Raw genomic sequence first — 390 nt, forward strand, 5'->3', positions numbered from 1 at the left:
CCCCCCCCCCCCCCCCCCCCCCCCCCCCCCCCCCCCCCCCCCCCCCCCCCCCCCCCCCCCCCCCTCTCCTCCCCCCCCCACCACCGACATCTACACTGTTGTTCGTTCGTCGGCAGCGTCAGATGTGTATAAGAGACAGCACCGGCGCTCAGGCTCGACTGATGATGCGCAAGGCGCGCTATCTACAAACCTGCGAGGTAGCCTACTTCATCGACCCACGCCCGACACTGGCCGATCAAGGAATTTGGTGCCTGTCTCTTATACACATCTCCGAGCCCACGAGACATTAACAAGGATCTCGTATGCCGTCTTCTTCTTTAAAAGAGGGGGGGGGGGGGGGGGGGGGGGGGGGGGGGGGGGGGGGGGGGGGGGGGGGGGGGGGGGGGGGGG

General features: G+C 69.2%; 1 protein-coding gene. It reads left to right on the forward strand.

All coding sequences use genetic code 11. The features are described from left to right. On the forward strand, positions 1-290 hold a 290-nt coding region (locus JHD64_RS21260; protein ID WP_199055620.1), incomplete at its 5' end, for a hypothetical protein. Positions 291-390: the final 100 nt, after the last annotated feature.

It is taken from the genome of Aquitalea sp. ASV15 (genome assembly GCF_016429115.1).
Classification (GTDB): domain Bacteria; phylum Pseudomonadota; class Gammaproteobacteria; order Burkholderiales; family Chromobacteriaceae; genus Aquitalea; species Aquitalea magnusonii.